This is a genomic window from Streptomyces sp. NPDC029159 (genome assembly GCF_055564055.1).
Genome location: NZ_JBVHWT010000009.1, coordinates 267,524 through 282,463, shown reverse-complemented (window position 1 = coordinate 282,463; position 14,940 = coordinate 267,524). Strand labels below are relative to the sequence as shown.

Below are 14,940 nucleotides of genomic sequence, written 5' to 3'. Positions count from 1 at the left end.
CCACTGCCCAAGCGGCCTACCAGCGTAAAGGAACTCGTATGAACGAGTATATGAGCAGTCGCCTAGCTGCTGGGCGGGAACGTGAAAGCTCGCCGAGGAAAGTTGGGCGGGGGCTTCGGGCACTGTGCGGTATCGGGCGCGATCGAGCCGGTGGCGCTGAGCCTGGTCCCCCTCGCTACCGGTGCGAGGCCGTTGCCCACGTGCTCCACGAGGGCCGCTTCATCTGCCTCGGCTTAGGCTCCGCGACCACTCCACGCCTTGCCCTGCGCTGGCTCCGCGGCCGAGCCCGCGACATCGCCGATCAGCTCGATACCCGGCGGCGAGACCCGTCCGCTACTGGCTCAGCGACAGCACCGCCCACGAGGACGCACTACGCGCCCTTGCCGGAGGCGACTCCTACCTCTTCGCAATCCGCGACGAAGCCGTCCACTACACGTTGTCACTGAGCCCCGCACTGAGGACGCAATGAGCCCCACGGCTGTGCCCATGCCTCGCCCCGGCTACTGGTGCGAGTGCTGGACCCAGAGCCCGGCGACCGGGGAATCGCCTGTACTGCTCGCTTCCTGCGAGGGCGACAGCGCCGTCCAGGCCGTCCGCTGGATTCGCGTTGCGCTCAGCACGATCACCTCGGCGCTCGAAGCCGAAGCCGCGGCGCACGCCCGGAGGTGGCTGGCCGGCGGTTACGTGAGCGCCATCGAGGCCCTGGCGTCCAACACGCCCTACACCTTCACCGTCAGCCACCGTGACACCCGCATCGAGTGGACCGCCCGACCGGTCCTCTTCCTCGACCTGGCCCACCGTATGGCCGCCGAACTACCCGCTTGCGCCGAGACGTTCACGCCCCGCCCGAAGACCCCCACGCCGTACTGAGTAACAACCTTCTCTACGAGTTCAAGGCGGCTCGCTCCGCTCCCCACGCGCGGCCCGGCCCCCGCCCGGCCCTGCGCTCCTGTCTCCGCCCCGCTCCAGCCCGGCCGGCGCCCGTGCCGCGCTCAGGCGGATCAGCCGAGAACCAGGAACTGGGGACTCAATGGCGGGCAGCTGATGGCCAGAACGGTGCCTCCGGCGAGGGATCGGCCGACTCCGGGATGGAGGGGGCGCCGATGCCGACTGCGAGTCCGTGGGCGGCTGAGGCGGGGGCTCCCATCCCGTTCGCCGTCGACCCAGGCAGAGCCACGCCCGCTCCACGGTGTATGGGTCGACGGCGGACGGGATGGGAGCTGGGTGGTATATCGCGTGATCGTGTACGCAACTTCCGAGGGCGAGGACAACCGAAATATACGCTTCGGGGTTACTCCCCTACGATCCTGGACCATTTTCCGAGTGCAGCAGTTTTTCGAAGTACACCCTCAACGATCTTCGGGGCCGGGCGCCATAAATTGCGACGATTTACGCGAATTTTATTGCCATACGGTTTATCGCCTGTGCTGAAGTTACGCCACGTTCCATTCTGTCGCCGGTCCCGGGATGGAAGTACGTCGACTAGTCCGTAAGCAGCAAGCGCCTGTGTAGCGTCATACACGTCACGCGATAAGCCGAATAGTCCAGCCCGCTGCCGCCAGAGACTGGTAACCCATTCATCCTCTGCGCTCAGGCTGAGCCACATAAAATAGGCTGCAATCTCGCTCTTGGTGAGCAGATGCACCCAGCCGCGAGTGAAAAATCGAAATGGGACGTCAATAACTGCTTCGTGCTCTCGCGGCACGCGATACTCCACGAAACTTGCCGCTGAGCTGGCGGCGTCCTCGGAAAGTAGCTTGAATTCTTCATACCTATTCCGCACCCCCGGATCCCCGATATAGACCAGCCTGTGATTTGACAGCAGGTTTAGTGATGCGCGGAGCTGCCGAGTCTTGTTCGCCGCGTATGACGAGGGGCGCCCTCCTCCGGTGCTTGATTTCGCCGGCACTGCCATCAAGTCAGCCCACGCGATGTCATTACTCCGTTTGGTGATCGGTATTTGATTTTCCCATCTCGCACCTGGGCGGGCTTGAGTCTGTGCCACAAATAGCGCCACCAGATGGAATTCCAGCGCCACTCCTTGCGGTAGAAGGAGCTTGGCCAGTGGCGGAAGGATGCGCTCTGCCGGGCGCCGTCTTTCGTCGAATTCAAAGAACGATGGCGATGCATGCGGTGACCATAGGTTGCCGTAAGGCATCACATTATTCCGCACGTAAGGAGTTCGGAGTCTCACTGAAGGGCCGGAATTTCCGTCGGAATGTAGCTCTTCTAACGCTGCGAGCACATCCAGCAGTCCCCTTTTCTTTACGAGTTCTCTGACTCGATCTGCCCGCTTCAGGGCTCTCCCTTGGGTCTGTGTCGCAACCATCTGCTCTTACTCCCAGCTGTGACGTCTTGGTCCGTCCCTATGTGTAGATGCGCGCACACGCGCGCGGACTAGACGGACCAAGACGTCACAAGGCAGTCCGCCCGCGCCCGCTACTAGGTGCTCAGATTGACCTCAGCCGCAGACCAGCAGCTGAAGAGTGAAGGCGGCAGCGCCTCTACGCATCCACCGCCTCCACTCACCCAGCAACAGCAACCTCGGAGGAAACTGTGCCTACCCAGCCTAAGCACCTTGGCTCTGACACCAGCGCGTTCGTCGCTGTCGTCTTCGTCGGAGTCGTGCTCATCATGAGCCGCAGCGCAAGCGTTACTGAGCTGACGTCGCTCGGTGGGCTCTATGTCGCCTGGATCAGCCGCCCGCGCCGCGACCAGCACCGGCTCTCCTGGTCGGCTGGGAACCGCTGGGGGAACGCAGGGGTCGAGATGCGCGACGGTGGATTCGCTCGATCAGAAGGCTGACGTTGGCCTGGCTCCTCGCATGCGAGAAGGAGGCTTGGGCAGCCGCCCAACGACGTCTGCCGTCGCACGTCCCACACAGCAGTCGGAGCGGGCGAGGCGAATCTTGGAATCGGTGTGGCCCCACGCTCCGTCTCATTCGTCTCCGTTCATGCCGTCCAGAGGCGGATGCCGGCACGTCTAGCCGCACCGGCCGGACGAGCACGGACGCGAGGTGGGGGCGCGCAGTTGACATCCATCGCTGACATCAACGACAGCGGACAGCAGCAGAGGCGGTCGCACCCACGCGGCCGCTTCCTACTCTGCTGGATCAGGCCTGCTTGGACAGGAACTAGCCGTTGACCGAACTTGCAAAGCAGATGTCGGCGGTTCGAATCCGTCTGTAACCACCGGTCCGAACGCCCCCGTGGAGATCTTCCACGGGGGCGTTCGGCATAGGTCTTGACGGCGGTCCGCCGTTTCGGCGGGCGCTCGCAGCTAGCGTGGCGCTCCTGTCCATCCCCTCCGCTGGCTGCCCGCGCTGCGAACAAGGCCAAGTCCAGGCTTATTAGCTTCAAGAGTGACGGGTGGCGGTTCCTGCTGTGTGTCGAGTGTGACTCGCTCTGGTGGCCGTGGGAGGCGGTGGAGGTCGCGAGTGCCCGCTTCCTCGATGACGTGGTGGCTGTGCGGCTCGGCGAGGAGGGAAACCCCTGGTTGACGCGTGTCTGGGGTGATGTCATCGAGCCGGTCGGAGGCTGTGCCTGACGTTCGCCGATGTCACCGACCGGAAGGCCCCCTGCAACCACCACTCAGGGGGTCTTCCGCATATACGCCCCCGTGCGTGCGCCCCCGCACGCACGGCCCCCACCAGCCCGTTTGTCCCCGAAGACCCCCCTGTGTATCGTCGAAGGCAGATGGCTTGAAGTTTCAAGTAAATCGCATCTTCTTCCCCCGTGTCCCCGTCCGAAAGAGCGGATTGCCATGACCACCCCCCTCGGTTCCGTCCCGACGGCGCGCGTCGGTGCGCCGGAAGGATCTGATTCGTCCCCGCACGGCTACGCCGCGGGTCTGCTCGTGCTGCGGCTGGTCATCGGGTTGACGATGGCCGCGCACGGGGCGCAGAAGTTGTTCGGCTGGTTCGACGGGCCGGGGCTGGACGGCACCGGGCAGTTCTTCACGATGAGCGGGTATCCGGCCGGGCACACCATGGCCGTGGTGGCCGGGCTCAGTGAGGTGCTGGGTGGGCTCGGGCTGGTCGTGGGGCTGTTCACGCCGCTCGCTGCCGCCGCCGTCGTGGGCACGATGATCAACGCGCTGGCCGTCAAGTGGGGCGGCGGCTTCTTCGCGCCCAAGGGCGTCGAGTACGAGCTGCTGCTGACCCTCGGCGCCGCCGCCCTCGCGCTGACCGGGCCCGGGCACTACGCCCTCGACCGCTGGGTTCCCGTGCTGCGCTCGCACCGGCTGCGGTACGGCGCCCTGGCCCTGATCCTGGGTGTGGTGCTCGCCGGGATCGTGCTGCTGGTGCGCAACTGACGGTGCCGCCGGTGCGGAGAGGAAGGTGGGTCCGGTGCAGGTGCGCAGGCTGAATCATGCGGTGCTGTACGTACGGGATGTCGCGGCGTCCGTGGCGTTCTACGAGGAGGCCCTGGGGCTCGCGCCGGTCCACGAGGTACCGGGACGGGTGGCGTTCCTCCGGGCGGCGGGCTCCTTGAACGACCACGACCTGGGACTCTTCGCCGTGGGTGCGGACGCGCCGGGGCCCGAGACCGGGCGGGTGGGGCTGTACCACCTGGCCTGGGAGGTCGGCACGCTCCGGGAGCTGGTCGCCGCGAGGGAGCTGCTGGCCGCGCGCGGTGCGCTGGTCGGCGAGAGCGATCACCTGGTGTCGCAGTCGCTGTACGCCGAGGACCCGGACGGCAACGAGTTCGAGGTCATGTGGCGGGTGCCCCGCGAGGACTGGCCGGACCCGGACGAACCGGACCGGCTGCGCCCGCTCGACCTCGCCGCCGCACTGGCCCGCTGGGGGCCCGACCGGGAGACGGGCGCGGCGGCCGGTCGGACCACCTGAACCGGCCCCGGGGCCCCGCCGACAACCCGTGAAGACAGGTGCTGGCCAGGCCACCTGAGCCGCTCCCGGCGCCGTCCGCTCAGCGGCTCAAGGACGACAGGAAGTCGTGGAGGGCGTGGTCGAAGTGGGCCACGTTCTCCAGGTTGACCATGTGTCCGGCGCCGGGTATCCGGACCCGGCGTGCGCCCGGTACCGCGAGGGTGACGGCGTGGGCGTTGGCGGAGATGTCGCGGCTGTCGAGGTCGCCGTCGAGGACGAGGGTGGGGACGCGCAGCTCACCGAGGCGCTCGGCGGCGCCGGCCTCCAGCGGCATCCCGGTGCCCTCGGCGTGCACCTCCACATTGGCCTCGGCGGCGGCGCGCAGCCGCTCGCGCAGCCCGGGGTGGACCGCTTCCGGCGCCCGGTGCGGGCCGTCCACCCAGGCCCGCAGGAAGTGTTCGACATACCGCTCGACGCCGTCCTCCTCGCCGCTCGCGGCGGCCTGTTCCCGCAGGTGGCCGAGGAGGAACGGGTCGGTGAAGGGGCGTCCGCTGATGCCCGGTGAGGCGAGCGCCAGCGCCGCCACGCGGTCGGGGTGGACCAGCGCCGCGTCGAGGGCCACCCGGGAGCCGTGGGAGAGGCCGACCAGGACGGCGCGCTCCACCGCGAGCGCGTCGAGCAGTTCCCGCAGGTCGTCGTGGTGGGCGAAGTCGCCGGTCGCCGTCGCGGAGAGGCCGTGGCCCCGCAGGTCGTACCGGATCACGCGGTGGCCGGAGTTGACGAGCCAGATGAACTGCTCGTCCCACATGCGCTGGTCGAGCAGCGCGCCGTGCAGCAGCACCACGGCGGGGCCGGTGCCGGCGGCTTCGTAGAACAGCTCGCCGTCGTCGATCGGCACCGTGCCGTTCTCGACATCGCTCCATGCGCTGATGCCCTGGGTCATGCTCCGCCCGTCCTTCGTGAACCGTGTCGTACGAGAGGGGCTGCGCCCGCTCCCTCCGGGGCAACGTCCGGACCGCCCGCCGAGTGCCGGAAATCTCCCGCCCGCGCGCTCCGTCCGGTGGCCGGGCCGCTGTGGTCAGGCGGCGCCGGACGGTCGCGGTGCCGTGCCGGGGGCGAACGTCACGACGAGGTCGGCGCGTTCGCGGCCGGTCGCCACCAGGCGGGCGTTGGCCTCGTCCGAGGTGTGGACGAAGCGCTCCGCCGCCTCGCGCGCGGTGCCGTACCGCTCATGACGCGCGATCAGCCGCCGCACCCGTTCCGTATCGGACAGGTCGACGTACCAGACCTCGTCCAGCAGTGCCCGGGCGCGCCGCCACGGGGGCGTGTCCAGCAGCAGGTAGTTGCCCTCGGTGATGACGAGCGGGACCTCGGGCGGTACCGGGAGCGCGCCGGCCACGGGGTCCTCGATGCGGCGGTCGAACTCCGGGGCGTAGACGACCGATCCGGGGACGGGACGGCGCAGCCGCTCCAGGAGGGCGGTGTAGCCGTCCGGGTCGAAGGTGTCCGGGGCGCCCTTGCGGCTCAGCCGGTCCAGGCGGCGCAGTTCGGCGGTGGCGAGATGGAACCCGTCCATGGGGACCAGCGCCGCCTGCCCGTCCAGTTGGTCCACCAGATGGGCGGCGAGCGTCGACTTCCCGGCGCCGGGCGGCCCCGCGATGCCGAGCAGCCGCCGGTGCCCGGGCGTCGCGGTGGCGGCGAGCCGGCGGGCGCGCGTCAGGAGATGCTGAGGGTCCATGGTGGCTCCTATGGTGCCCGAGGGGCCCGGCCCGGCTCACCCCCAGGGCGCGCTTCAGCCCTCGTCGGCCTGCGCCTTCAACCGCCACAACGACGTGATCTCCGCCGACCGCGCCGCGTGCAGCGGGTCGGAGGCGTCGCGCGCCCGGGGGTGGCGCGGGGCGATGTCATGGCGGTCGACGACGGTCAGCCCGGCCGCCTCGAATGCGGACAGCAACTCCGCGCGCGGGCGCAGGCCGAGATGTTCCGCCAGGTCGGAGAGGATCAGCCAGCCCTCGCCGCCCGGGGTCAGATGGTCCGCCAGGCCGCTGAGGAAGCCGCGCAGCATCCGGCTGCCGGGGTCGTACACGGCGTACTCGACCGGGGCGGACGGTTTCGCGGGGACCCAGGGCGGGTTGCAGACCACCAGCGGCGCGCGCCCCTCGGGGAAGAGATCGGCCTCGATGATCTCGACCCGGTCCGCGACGCCGAGCCGCGCGGTGTTCTCCCGGGCGCAGGCGAGCGCGCGCGGGTCCTGGTCGGTGGCGACGACCCGGCGCACGCCCCGGCGGGCGAGCACCGTGGCGAGGACGCCCGTACCGGTGCCGATGTCGAAGGCCAGCTCCGAGGAGGGCAGCGGCGCCTCGGCGACCAGGTCGACGTACTCGCCGCGGGCCGGGGAGAAGACGCCGTAGTGCGGGTGGATGCGGTCGCCGCCCAGCGCCGGGATCTCGACGCCCTTGCGGCGCCACTCGTACGCCCCGACGAGGCCGAGGAGTTCGCGCAGCGAGACCACCGAGGCGGTGGTGCCGGCGGCCGCGGACTCCGGGGGTGCCCCGTACGCCTGGGCGCACGCCGCGCGGACGTCGGGGGCGCGGGGCAGCGGCACCGCCAGCTCCGCGTCGAGGGGGACGAGGAGCATGCCCAGAATGCGGGCGCGCTGGTTCTGCGCCGCGCGGTGGCGGTGGAAGGCGAGCGCGGGATCGGTGGGCGGCGCCTTGCGCGGACGGCGGTCGATCCGGCGGGCCAGCGCGGTCAGCAGCTGCCGGGCGTTGTGGAAGTCGCCGCGCCACAGGAGCGCGGTGCCTTCGCAGACGAGCTTGTGGGCGACGTCCGCCTTCATCCGGTCGTCCGCGATCACGACGTGCTTGGGCGGCGGCGCGCCGCTCTCGGAGCGCCATGCGGCGGTACGGGCCTCGTCGGCCTCGGTCCATGCGACGACCGGCGGTGCGTTCACCTGAATGTGCCTCGTGTGGATGGTGCGGACCCCGGCCGGCCGCCGCGGGGCGGGGCTCCGCCCGGGGCGCCGGGCCGCCCTCGGCGTGCGGGGGCACGGGGGCGGAGCGGCGGGATGGTGACGGCCGACTCTACCCGGTGCCGGACGGCCGCACCGGTGCGCGCGGTCCGTCGCCCGAGGTCCGGGGCCCGGGGCGGCAGGGACGGGACCTTCGCCCCGTGCCCTGCGGCGGCCGCAGGGGCAGGATGAGAGCAGCGGTAAAGGGGCGAAGGGCGTGGGAGGTGTTCAACCATCGCAGGGCGGGCTTTTCCGTATGGACGGGCCGCCGGGGAGCGGGCTTTCCCGGGGCGGGTCGCGAGCGGTGCCGGACACCGGTGTCCCGCCCGGCGTTCGACGGGCTCCCGTCCGTGAGAGAACCCCACAGATCCAAGGAGAGTCGCATGGAGGGCAACCTTCCGGTCATCGTCGCGGTGGACGGATCCGTCGACAGCGAGCGGGCGCTGCGCTGGGGCAGGGAGGCGGCGCGGTTGCAGGCGGCGCCGCTGCACGTGGTCCACGTATGGCCGTACGCCACGGCCGAGCGGGCCGCCGCCGGGCAGGCGGGCGGTGACCCCGTCCTGGCGCGGCTGCGCGACGAGTGGGAGGCGGTGGAGGGGGAGCCGGAGCCGGTGTTCCGCAGCATCGGCGGACTGCCCGACAGTGCGCTGCCCGCCCTGGGGGCCGAGGCCCGGATGCTGGTGCTCGGCTCGCGCGGACGCGGCGGCTTCGCCAGTCTGCTGCTCGGCTCCAACGGACTCGCCGTCGCAGGTCAGGCGGCCTGCCCGGTCGTCATCGTGCCCCGTCCGGACCGCGGCGGCGGACGGCGGGCGGAGGGCGAACGGCTCGGCCTCGGCACCCCGCAGATCACCCTCGGCGTGGACGCGGAGGAGGACGAGCCCGGCGCGATCGGCTTCGCCTTCGCCGAGGCGAGCCGCCGCGGCGCCCGCCTGCGCGTCATCTCCGGCTACACCTGGCCGCTCCTGATGCCGCCCGCCTTCGAGTACCTCGCCGCCTACGAGGCCACCCAGCAGGAGTACGAGGACGCCCTCGCCGACCAGCTGACGAAGGTGCTCGACCCCTACCGCCGCCACCACCCGGAGGTCGGGGTGGAGGTGGAGCTGCGCGGCGCCGACGCGGCGGGGATGCTGGTGGACGCCTCGCTGGAGAGCGATCTGGTGGTCGTCGCCCGCCACCGCCGCCGGTTGCCGCTCGGCCGCCGGCTCGGCTCGGTGGCGCACGCGGTGTTGCTGCACGCCCTCTGCCCGATCGCCGTCGTACCGGGTCAGACCACGGCCGCGACGGGGGAGCCGGAGGCGGGGAGCGGCGCCTGACGGATGGTGAAGGGGGCCCGCCGCGGCGGGCCCCTCGGGGATCAGGCCGAGGTGTGGCGTTCCGGGCGGCGCATCAGGAACGCCGCCGCCGACCCGGCGAGGACGAGGGCACAGAAGGAGAGCACGGTGCTCATCCAGGAGGCGCCCAGCCACTGCCCGCCGAAGTAGCCGAGGCTGACGCTGTACCCGGCCCAGGCCAGGCCCGCCAGCGCGGACCAGGGCAGGAACTCCCGCACCGTACGGTGGGCCACCCCGGCGCCCAGGCTGACCACCGAGCGGCCGGCGGGCGCGAAGCGGGCCAGCACGACGATGGCGCCCCCGCCCCGGGTGAGGGCGGTGCCGAGGCGCTGCTGGGCGGCGGTCAGGCGGCGGGAGCGGCCGATCGCGCGGTCGAAGCGGTCGCCGCCGCGCCAGGCGAGCCGGTAGGCGACCATGTCGCCGAAGACGGAGGCGGTCGCGGCGCACAGCACCAGCCCGAACAGCTCCAGCAGCGGGGTGCCGCCGTCCACGGTGACACCGACCGCGCCCGCGGCGGTACGGGTGCCCGCCGCCGCGGTGGCCGCGGCGATCACCAGGACACCGCTGGGCAGGAACGGGACGAAGACGTCGAGCACGATCGAGAGGCTCACCAGGGCGTACACCCAGGGGGTGCCACTGACGGGCCCCAGGCTTTCCAACAACGTGCCACTCCCGGTCCGAACCCCGCCGCGACGTCGCATGGGGCGGCAAAGGCGGCACTACGGCTATACAGCGTACGCCTGGGATGTGGCCGCTTTTGTCCCAGGGGGACAGATGTTGTTCGTTTCACGTTCGCCCGGGGGGTTCGGCCCCGTTGTGGCCGACCGCTCCGCACGGCGCCTCCCGGGGGCACCGTGCGGAGCGGCCGGCGGCGCGGGCCGTGAGCGGGCGGCCCGCGCCCTGGGTCAGACGGTCACCCTCGGGGCGTCCGCCCGCGGCGTGCGGTCGCCGAAGAAGACCCGGTCGAGCGACCAGGCGCCGGGGCCGAGGAAGAGGATCAGCAGGAACGCCCAGCAGAACATCGCGGAGGGCTCACCGCCGTTCTGTATCGGCCACAGCGCGTTGCCCTGGTGGACGGAGAAGTACGCGTACGCCATCGAGCCGGAGCTGACGAAGGCGGCGGCGCGGGTACCGAGGCCCAGCAGGACCAGGAGGCCGCCGGCGAGCTGGATGACGGCGGCGTACCAGCCGGGCCAGGAGCCCGCGGGGACGGTCGCGCCCTGACCCATCGCGCCGCCGAGCACGCCGAAGAGCGAGGCCGCCCCGTGGCAGGCGAAGAGCAGGCCGACGACGATCCGGAAGAGCGCGAGGGCGTGCGGGGCGTACCGCGTGCTCAGCGGTGCCGATGCGGCCTCGGTGCCGGTATGGCGGACGGTGGGTGGATTGAGCGGTGCAGACATGTGGGGACTCCTACGGTTTCGGAGGGGGACGTACAACCGATGGAGGCATAGGTTAGGGATGCCTAATAGTGCTTGCAACTTCAATCTCTAACCAAAGGCTGACCTTGGCCTGGCCGAAACGATTGGTCTGAACCAATCATCCGCGCGGGGCCGGACGCGTCAACGGTCCCGGCAGCAGCAATTCCGCACACCGCCCACCACGGGTGCGCTGTGTCCCCGGCTGCCCCCGTATGTCCCGGCGCCCGGCGGCGAGGCGCGGCCCTCGTACCGGATTCCGGACATGCAGAAGCCCGCCTCCCGGAGCGGACTCCGGGAGGCGGGCGGTGATCGAGGGGGTGTCCGGGGGTCGGTCAGGGCGCCGGGGCGCCGGGCCGGCGGTGGTGCGACGGCATCAGCAGCCGCTGAGGATGTCCTTCAGCTTGGTCTTCTCCGCCGAGTCCGCCGTCAGGTCGTACGTGTGCTTCACCCACACCCACATCCGCGCGTACTCGCACTGGTACGAGGTCTTCGGCGGCAGCCAGTTGGCCGGGTCCTTGTCGCCCTTGGAGCGGTTGGAGCTGGCGCTCACGGCGACGAGCTGGGCGTGCGTCAGGTCGTTGGCGAAGTCCTGGCGGTGCGCCGTCGTCCACGCGGAGGCGCCCGACTTCCACGCCTCGGCGAGCGGTACGACGTGGTCGATGTCGAAGTCGGACGCGTCCGTCGTCTTGACGTCGTCGTACGGCGAGACCCAGGTGCCGCTGACCGCCGCGCACTTGTCGTCCGTCTTGACGTCGGTGCCGTCGCGCTTGAGCACCACCTCGCGGGTGTTGCAGGCGCCCTCCTGGGTGATCCAGTGCGGGAACTTGTCGCGGCTGTAGCCGTCGGACGAACCCTCGGGCTGCTCCTTGATCTCGGAGAGGTAGGTGCGGGCGGTGGCCGCGCTCGGCGGGCTCGGCGGCGCCGCCTCGGCGGTGGTGCCGGTCAGCGCCACCGTGCCGACGAGCGCGAGCGCCGCGCCCGCGGCGACCGTCAGGCGACGCGCGTAGACCTTGGGCATCGTAACTCCCTTGACGTGGGGGGAAGTTGGAAGCGGGGTGGGCCCATGTTGGCGGCCTGGGGTGGCCGGCGGACGGGCGCCAGGTAACAGAGTGACGACATGTTCACGTCACTTCAAGGGGTTGACGTGGCGCCATGTTCGTGTCCGGGCAAGGAAGTTGGGCCGCTCCCGCGCATGCGCCCCCTGCCGGGAGTGCGCGCCGGTGCTGGTCAGCGTGGTACGGGGGCTCGCCGCGGGGGTCGCCGGTCGTCGCCGCTTCCTGAGCGGACCGTGTGCCCGGTGAGACGTGCGTGGCGCCGTCGTGCCGGGCGCCGCGTCGGCCGGGGCGCGGGAGGGCTGTCGTGGCTGCGGGGGTGCCTCGTGCGGTGATCGTCGCGGCAGGAGGGGGCGGTCCGGGCCCGGGGTGTGAGGATGCGGAGCGGCATGATCCCGGCGCTGTTCGCGCGGGGCCGGGCCGACCCCGTACCCTGGGGCGGAGCAGAAGGGGAGTAGCTCTTCGCCGGACCGTCGACATACTGCCCGCCCTCGTGGCGGGCCGGCGCCCGGAGGCTCGTGACCGTCGGATCCCGGCGTACACGGGCCAGCGAGACCTTCGGCCGCAGTGTCCCGACGCTGCCGTGCCGAAGCGACCCCGGATACGGGCCCCTCGGCGCGGCCCGATCGAACGAGGTATCCCACCCCGTGTTCAGCCTTACCGTCGCCGCCGTCGTCTTCGGCGTCATCTTCCTCGCGGAGCTGCCCGACAAGACCGCCCTCGCCGGTCTCATGCTCGGCACCCGCTACCGCGCCTCGTACGTCTTCGTCGGCGTCGCCGCGGCGTTCCTCGTCCATGTGGCGCTGGCCATCGCGGCGGGCAGCGTGCTGACGCTGCTGCCGCACCGCCTCGTCCAGGGCGTGGTCGGCGTGCTCTTCCTGGCGGGCGCCGCCGTACTGATCTTCAAGAAGGGCGACGACGAGGAAGAGGTGAGGAAGCCCGCCGACCAGAGCTTCTGGAAGGTCTCCGGGGCGGGCTTCATGATGATTCTGGTCGCGGAGTTCGGCGACCTCACGCAGATCATGACCGCCAACCTCGCGGCGCGCTACGACGACCCGATCTCCGTCGGCGTCGGCGCCGTACTGGGCCTGTGGGCCGTCGCGGGCCTGGGCATCCTGGGCGGCCGCACGCTGATGAAGCACGTCCCGCTGAAGCTGATCACCAAGGTGGCGGCGGGTGTGATGCTGCTGCTGGCCGGGTTCAGCCTCTACGAGGCGATCACCGGCTGAGCCGCCACCGGGTGGCGACCGGAAACGGCGCCACCCGGTACGGCAGGGGGCGGACGAGGCCCCGTGGGACGGCTACGCGTCCGCCCCGGGGAAGTGCAGTTCGAGACCGCCGTCCGGCAGCGCCTCGACGCGGATGCCGGTCAGATCGCCGACGTGCACCGTCGGTCCGAAGGCCGCGGCCCGGTCGCCCACGCCGACGACCCGCATCCCGGCCGCGCGGCCCGCCTCGATACCGGCCTCGGAGTCCTCGAAGACCACGCACTCCCCGGGCGCGAATCCCAGCTCCGCGGCACCCTTCAGGAACCCTTCCGGATCGGGCTTGCTGGCGCCCACGCTCTCCGCGGTGATCCGCACGGCGGGCATCGGCAGCCCGGCGGCGCCCATCCGGGCATCGGCGAGGGCACGGTCCGCGGAGGTCACGAGGGCGTGCGGCAGCCCGGCGAGGGCTGCCATGAAGGCGGGCGCGCCGGGGACCGGCACCACGCCGTCGGTGTCGGCGGTCTCCTGTGCCAGCATCCGCCGGTTGTCCGCGAGGTTCTCCGCCATCGGGCGGTCCGGGAGGAGGGCGGCCATGGTGGCCCAGCCCTGACGGCCGTGCACCACCCGCAGGACGTCCGCGCCGTTCAGCCCCTGCTCGTCGGCCCAGCGGAGCCAGCAGCGCTCGACGACGGCCTCGGAGTTGACGAGGGTGCTGTCCATGTCCAGCAGCACGGCGCGGGTGGTGAGCGTGGTGGTGGCCGTCATCGGCGGGCTCCTGGGCGCTACGAGGAGTGCGGAGGACGCCGTCAGGCGGGGTCGCTGCGCGCCCGGTGCCGCAGGGAAGAGGTCAAGCGGCTCCGCCCGCCGGTCAGGGAGTGCGGGCGGAACCACTTTGTTCCTACACGATACAAAGCGCGTCGGGGTGCGGACAACCGGCCCCCGCGGAACGTTCGCGGGCCCGTACGTGAACGCCGTGTGCACGCCCGGATCCACCCCGGCCCGATCCCCGGCCCGGACCCCGGCGACGGCGGCCTTCCGCCCGTCGTGACTGCTCCGCGCGTATGCCGGGGGCGCCTGCCCGTCGCCCGCGCGCCCCTGCGGCACCGGGCCGTGGTGTGCCTGATGTCACGGCACCGGGGCGGGTCGCGAGGGCGTCGGGCCCGCCCCGGGTGGCGCTCCGGAGCGAGTCTCCTACGGACCGTACGTATGGGACTCCAGGGAGGCGCGGGTGGCGGGTCCGTAGGTGCCGCGCGGGTCGTCCGCGACGCCGTACTGCACCTGGTAGCGGGCCACCGCGTCCCGCAGGCCCGGGCCGTAGTAGCCGTCGACCGGCGCGGTGAAGATCCGCAACTCGCGCAGCCGCAGCTGGAGTTCGGTCACCCGGCGGCCGGCGGCGCCCTCGCGGAGGGTGACCGGGGCGGGCGGGGTGGCGGTGGCGTGGGCCGGTGGGCGCGGGTGCCAGGCGCCGGGGGAGGAGACCGCCGCGTCCGGGAGCGGGCCGGGGGAGGCGGCGCGGGCGGTGGAGCGCGACGGCGGCAGCGCGTCCGCCGGGGCCCGGTCGTCGTCGCGGGCGGTGTCCTCGGCGGCCGGGACGGCGGTGTCGTCGGCGGGTGGTGTGGCCCGGTCGCGGCGGTCGGCGAACGGTTCGCCGCCGAGCAGCCCGGCGGTCACGGCCACCGCGGTACCGGCCATGGCCAGGACGGTCGGGATGGCGCGTTTCCCCGGGCGCGCGCCGGGGGGCGCGGGCGCCTCGGCGCCGGGCTCCGGGCACCGCACCGTCCGCGAGGTCGGTCCCGCGGCGCCCGGCCGGGCCCGGCGCACCGCCCCGGCCCGCGCCACCGGGCGGACGCCCCGTAGCCCGCGCAGATCCGGCAGGGGCACGAGTGGCGGCCGGGCCTCCCCGGGCGGCGCGGCCCCGGCGGGCGTCACAGGGGGCTGCCTTTCGGGAGCGTCCGGTGGGGGCGGCGGGCTGACGGGCGGGAACGCCGGGGCGGGCGCCGTTTCCTCAGGGTCGGGCAGCCTCACGTACGGCCGTAAGCGCAGCGGCTCGAAGTCGTCCGGGGCGGACACGGCGCACAGGCACGCCGGCCGTC

14 protein-coding genes are annotated in these 14,940 nt (G+C 72.0%); 5 read left to right on the top strand and 9 right to left on the bottom strand.

What is annotated here, in order from left to right; genetic code table 11:
• The first annotated feature begins 486 nt into the window (after positions 1–486).
• A complete protein-coding gene (locus tag ACZ4U4_RS19885; RefSeq protein WP_467875898.1) occupies positions 487–870 on the top strand; it encodes a hypothetical protein in 384 nt (127 codons plus the stop codon).
• A gap of 421 nt (positions 871–1,291) precedes the next feature.
• Here ACZ4U4_RS19885 and ACZ4U4_RS19880 read toward each other — a convergent pair whose 3' ends face one another.
• On the bottom strand, positions 1,292–2,158 hold the full coding sequence (locus tag ACZ4U4_RS19880) for a hypothetical protein (RefSeq protein WP_467875831.1): 867 nt from the start codon (positions 2,156–2,158) through the stop codon (positions 1,292–1,294).
• 1,604 nt (positions 2,159–3,762) lie between these two features.
• Between ACZ4U4_RS19880 and ACZ4U4_RS19875 the strand changes: the two genes are divergently transcribed.
• Together ACZ4U4_RS19875 and ACZ4U4_RS19870 are read left to right on the top strand one after the other, a co-directional pair.
• Positions 3,763–4,314, top strand: a complete 552-nt coding sequence (locus tag ACZ4U4_RS19875; protein ID WP_467875828.1) for a DoxX family protein — start codon at positions 3,763–3,765, stop codon at positions 4,312–4,314.
• Positions 4,315–4,348: 34 nt separating this feature from the next.
• The gene (locus tag ACZ4U4_RS19870) at positions 4,349–4,849 is read left to right on the top strand and encodes a VOC family protein (RefSeq protein ID WP_467875825.1); all 501 of its coding nucleotides are present in this window, start codon (positions 4,349–4,351) and stop codon (positions 4,847–4,849) included.
• A gap of 79 nt (positions 4,850–4,928) precedes the next feature.
• Here the strand turns inward: ACZ4U4_RS19870 and ACZ4U4_RS19865 are convergent, their stop codons facing one another.
• The 3 genes from ACZ4U4_RS19865 to ACZ4U4_RS19855 form a co-directional block, all read right to left on the bottom strand.
• Complete coding sequence (locus ACZ4U4_RS19865; protein WP_467875822.1) at positions 4,929–5,771, bottom strand: alpha/beta fold hydrolase; 843 nt, start codon at positions 5,769–5,771, stop codon at positions 4,929–4,931.
• Between the two features lie 135 nt (positions 5,772–5,906).
• A complete protein-coding gene (locus ACZ4U4_RS19860; RefSeq protein WP_467875819.1) occupies positions 5,907–6,566 on the bottom strand; it encodes a nucleoside/nucleotide kinase family protein in 660 nt (219 codons plus the stop codon).
• Positions 6,567–6,620: 54 nt separating this feature from the next.
• Positions 6,621–7,781 carry a methyltransferase gene (locus tag ACZ4U4_RS19855; RefSeq protein ID WP_467875817.1) on the bottom strand — a complete coding sequence of 387 codons (1,161 nt, stop codon included), beginning with the start codon at positions 7,779–7,781 and terminating at the stop codon, positions 6,621–6,623.
• Positions 7,782–8,221: 440 nt separating this feature from the next.
• On the opposite strand from ACZ4U4_RS19855, the gene ACZ4U4_RS19850 reads away from it, so the two are divergent.
• Positions 8,222–9,151: a universal stress protein gene (locus tag ACZ4U4_RS19850; RefSeq protein WP_467875814.1), complete on the top strand. Its 930-nt coding sequence runs from the start codon at positions 8,222–8,224 to the stop codon at positions 9,149–9,151.
• Between the two features lie 41 nt (positions 9,152–9,192).
• Here the strand turns inward: ACZ4U4_RS19850 and ACZ4U4_RS19845 are convergent, their stop codons facing one another.
• From ACZ4U4_RS19845 to ACZ4U4_RS19835, 3 genes are all read right to left on the bottom strand, one after another.
• Complete coding sequence (locus ACZ4U4_RS19845) at positions 9,193–9,831, bottom strand: DedA family protein (protein ID WP_467875811.1); 639 nt, start codon at positions 9,829–9,831, stop codon at positions 9,193–9,195.
• Between the two features lie 243 nt (positions 9,832–10,074).
• Positions 10,075–10,569, bottom strand: a complete 495-nt coding sequence (locus ACZ4U4_RS19840; RefSeq protein WP_467875808.1) for a DoxX family protein — start codon at positions 10,567–10,569, stop codon at positions 10,075–10,077.
• A gap of 391 nt (positions 10,570–10,960) precedes the next feature.
• A complete protein-coding gene (locus tag ACZ4U4_RS19835) occupies positions 10,961–11,605 on the bottom strand; it encodes an HNH endonuclease family protein (RefSeq protein WP_467875806.1) in 645 nt (214 codons plus the stop codon).
• Between the two features lie 681 nt (positions 11,606–12,286).
• Here ACZ4U4_RS19835 and ACZ4U4_RS19830 point away from each other — a divergent pair.
• Positions 12,287–12,868, top strand: a complete 582-nt coding sequence (locus ACZ4U4_RS19830) for a TMEM165/GDT1 family protein (protein WP_467875803.1) — start codon at positions 12,287–12,289, stop codon at positions 12,866–12,868.
• A 72-nt stretch (positions 12,869–12,940) separates the two neighbouring features.
• Here ACZ4U4_RS19830 and ACZ4U4_RS19825 read toward each other — a convergent pair whose 3' ends face one another.
• Positions 12,941–13,612, bottom strand: coding sequence for an HAD-IA family hydrolase (locus ACZ4U4_RS19825; protein ID WP_467875800.1), 672 nt, complete (start codon positions 13,610–13,612; stop codon positions 12,941–12,943).
• A 426-nt stretch (positions 13,613–14,038) separates the two neighbouring features.
• Positions 14,039–14,539 carry a peptidoglycan-binding domain-containing protein gene (locus ACZ4U4_RS19820; protein WP_467875798.1) on the bottom strand — a complete coding sequence of 167 codons (501 nt, stop codon included), beginning with the start codon at positions 14,537–14,539 and terminating at the stop codon, positions 14,039–14,041.
• Positions 14,540–14,940 lie beyond the last annotated feature (401 nt).

Coding starts and splice junctions, on each gene's coding strand:
- ACZ4U4_RS19850 (WP_467875814.1), top strand. CDS start 8,222: ATGGAGGGCAACCTTCCGGTCATCGTCGCGGTGGACGGATCCGTCGAC.
- ACZ4U4_RS19820 (WP_467875798.1), bottom strand. CDS start 14,539: ATGGCCGGTACCGCGGTGGCCGTGACCGCCGGGCTGCTCGGCGGCGAA.
- ACZ4U4_RS19885 (WP_467875898.1), top strand. CDS start 487: ATGCCTCGCCCCGGCTACTGGTGCGAGTGCTGGACCCAGAGCCCGGCG.
- ACZ4U4_RS19880 (WP_467875831.1), bottom strand. CDS start 2,158: ATGCCTTACGGCAACCTATGGTCACCGCATGCATCGCCATCGTTCTTT.
- ACZ4U4_RS19825 (WP_467875800.1), bottom strand. CDS start 13,612: ATGACGGCCACCACCACGCTCACCACCCGCGCCGTGCTGCTGGACATG.
- ACZ4U4_RS19875 (WP_467875828.1), top strand. CDS start 3,763: ATGACCACCCCCCTCGGTTCCGTCCCGACGGCGCGCGTCGGTGCGCCG.
- ACZ4U4_RS19835 (WP_467875806.1), bottom strand. CDS start 11,605: ATGCCCAAGGTCTACGCGCGTCGCCTGACGGTCGCCGCGGGCGCGGCG.
- ACZ4U4_RS19840 (WP_467875808.1), bottom strand. CDS start 10,569: ATGTCTGCACCGCTCAATCCACCCACCGTCCGCCATACCGGCACCGAG.
- ACZ4U4_RS19865 (WP_467875822.1), bottom strand. CDS start 5,771: ATGACCCAGGGCATCAGCGCATGGAGCGATGTCGAGAACGGCACGGTG.
- ACZ4U4_RS19860 (WP_467875819.1), bottom strand. CDS start 6,566: ATGGACCCTCAGCATCTCCTGACGCGCGCCCGCCGGCTCGCCGCCACC.